This is a genomic window from Endozoicomonas sp. ALC013 (assembly GCF_049310205.1).
In the GTDB taxonomy this organism is placed as follows: domain Bacteria; phylum Pseudomonadota; class Gammaproteobacteria; order Pseudomonadales; family Endozoicomonadaceae; genus Endozoicomonas.
Genome location: NZ_JBLYNS010000288.1, coordinates 1 through 3,144, shown reverse-complemented (window position 1 = coordinate 3,144; position 3,144 = coordinate 1). Strand labels below are relative to the sequence as shown.

The 3,144-nt window shown below is 51.2% G+C and carries 1 protein-coding gene; it reads right to left on the bottom strand.

Features of this window, described 5'->3' with window-relative positions; all coding sequences use genetic code 11:
* Nucleotides 1–109 precede the first annotated feature (109 nt).
* Nucleotides 110–3,097: a DUF1601 domain-containing protein gene (locus ACO6V1_RS23205; protein ID WP_422464010.1), complete on the bottom strand. Its 2,988-nt coding sequence runs from the start codon at nt 3,095–3,097 to the stop codon at nt 110–112.
* Nucleotides 3,098–3,144: the final 47 nt, after the last annotated feature.

Here is a 3,144-nt window from a genome sequence, read left to right as displayed (position 1 = left end):
CTGTTCAGAAGTTCATTTTGTTGAACGGTTTATAAACGCAAGTGGTTGGAGGAGAACATCTACTCTGAATTGTGAAAATGGTTCCTGAGTCACGATGGCAGGGAGGCGATTACTGGCTGTTTGCTCTCTTTTTTATTTGGTCAATAAATGGTTTCATTACATCCAGGTTCCAAAGCCTGTTAACCGGGATTTCAATGACCTCAAATCCTGATTTCTGCAGCAGTGCGATTTTCAGCAGAGTCGAACCATTCCTGGTGTTGAAATCACCACCCACGTAATGAGACGGTCCCTGAACTTCAATCACCATATTGTGATCTGGCAGTAGCAGGTCAACCGGAGGCAATGAGTGCAAACTCTTTTCTTCTTCAATCTTCAAAGAGGGCATACATGATTGGAGTTGATTACGGAAGTCGGATTGGCGTTTTGAAACGATTGTCTGGTAATGGGGGTTGAACGGACACGCTCTGCCAAGCCAACTGGCGGCCATGGCAATGGTGGTTTGATCCTCTTCATTATCCGGTGATGTATTTTCCAGGCGAGTCAACAGGATATCCATGTGCTTTTCAAGCACGTTATTTTTATTGGCTTTGGAGTCTAGAGACAACCTGGCACAGCATACCATTACGCCCCAGAGAGACATCGATATATCTTGCCTGGAGAGCTGAGGGGTTTCACTGATTCGGTAGACAAGCGATTCGAATGCAGAGGTAACCACATTCAGCTCAACGAGTTCACCCAGTTTCGCCATGGCCCACAGCAGGTTGGCGATACCCTGTGGTGTAAAGTCAGCTTTCCGTGCGCTCACGTGGGGTAACAGCGCTGCCACAGTCGCTTTGAACTCTGGTGTCCACTCCTGCCCGTTATCCACCAGTTTCGCCATGGCCCACAGCAGGTTAACGATGTGCTGAGGAATAAATTGGTATTTCTGTATTTTCACGCGGGGCAACAGTGCGACCACGGCCTTGTTAAGCGCTGGTGTCTGCTCCTGCCCGTTGTCCACCAGTTTCGCCATGGCCCATAGCATGTTGGCGATCTCTTGTGGTTTAAAGGTAGCTCTCTGAGCATTCACGTGGGGCAACAGTGCGGTCACGGCCTCGTTGAGTTCTGGTGTCGACTCCTGCCCGTTGTCCACCAGTTTCGCCATGGCCCACAGCAGGTTGGCGATACCTTGTGGTTTAAAGGTAGCTCTCTGTGCATTCACGTGGGGCAACAGTGCGGTCACGGCCTCGTTGAGTTCTGATGTCGACTCCTGTCCGTTGTCCACCAGTTTCGCCATGGCCCACAGCAGATTGGCAATACCCTGTGGTGTAAAGCTGGCTTTCTGTGCGCTCACGTGGGGCAACAACGCGGCCATGGCCTCGTTGAGCTCTGGTGTCTGCTCCTGCCCGTTGTCCACCAGTTTCGCTATGGCCCACAGCAGGTTGGTGATTTCCTGTGGTTTAAAGTGAGCTTTCTGTGCGACCACTTGGGGCAATAGCGTGGCCACGACCTCGTTGAGTGCTGGTGTTCGCTCCTGCCCGTTGTCCACCAGTTTCGCCATGGCCCACAGCAGGTTGGCGATAACCTGGGCATGAAATTGGGTTTTCTGTGCGTTCACCCGGGGCAACAGCGCGACCAGGGCTTCGTTGAGCCCTGGTGTCTGCTTCTGCCCGTTGCCCACCAGTTTCGCCATGGCCCACAGCAGGTTGGCGATATGCTGAGGAATAAACTGGTTTTTCTGTGCGTTCACATTGGGCAACAGCGCAGCCACGGCCTCGTTGAACCCTGGTGTCCGCTCCTGGCCGTTGTCCACCAGTTTTGCCAGGGCCCACAGCAGGTTGGCGATACCCTGTGGTTTAAAGTTATCTTTTTGTACGTTTACGTGGGGTAGCAGCGTGGCTACGGCCTGGTTGAGCTCTGGTATCCGCTTCTGCCTGTTGTCCGACAGTTTCGCGATGGCCCACAGCAGGTTGGCAATATTCTGGGTATTAAGTTGATCTTTCTGTGCGCTCACATGGTGCAACAGCGCGGCTAAGGCCTCGTTGAGCTCTGGTGTCCGCTTCTGCCCGTTGTCCGACAGTTTCGCGATTGCCCACAGCAGGTTGACAATATGCTGGGTATTAAATTGATCTATCTGTGCGTTCACATGGGGGAGCAGCGCGGCCACAGCTTCTTTGAGCTCCGGTGTCCACTCCCCGTTGTCCACCAGTTTCGTCATGGCCCACAGCAGGTTGGCGATACCCTGGGCATTGAATTGGTCTTTCTGTATGTTCACGTGGGTCAACAGGGCGGCCATGGCCTCTTTGAACTCTGCTGTCTGCTCCAGCCCGTTGTCCACCAGTTTCGCCATGGCCCACAGCAGGTTGGCAATGCCCTGGGCCTTAAATTGGTCTTTCTTTGCGTTCACGTGGGGCAACAGCGCGACAACGGCCTCGTTGAACTCTGGTGTCTGCTTCTGCCCGTTGTCCACCAGTTTCGCCATGGCCCAAAGCAGGTTGGCGATACCCCGGGCATCAATATTCCTGGCTTGAGGTTTTTGGCTGCAGTTAAATATTATTGCATCCAGTAGCGTTGACAATAAGTGAGCTTGAGTAAGCTTAACACGCTCATCCATGGGGGAATGAGGGGTAAAAACACCCGCTGAAGTTAATGAATGAAGTGTTGTCGTCAGGCTTCGCCAATTCCAGCTCCGTGTTGGGGTAAAGTTTTGCAGCATACGTATCAGCTGGCTTTGTTCCGCCCGGTTTAACGGTCTTTTAGCAGCTGACGTGTATTCTTTAATTGAACAGGCAAATTGGCTGTGATTTTTTCCATTATAGCGATGACCGAAATGATCCGATTTACTCAACAGATCATCCATTATTTCCTGTGTGATGAGGGCATTAAAATCTTGAGCAGGGTTTACTGAATGGCACTGTAGATGTTGAGAAGAGCGTGTGCCAGAAGAATGGTAAAATTCATTGCGACCCGGCACAGTGCGGGTGGGATTATCCCATTGTTTGACTGTGGCATGCCTATATCGTCCACGCCCTGAAGAGGGAGCATGGTTATTCGGTTGGTTGTAATTATTAACTGATCTTGTGTATTTACCACTGATACCAGCAGATCTTCCATCCATAATTATATTTCATTAATTCATGAGAATATAAAAAGCAGACTGCGGTT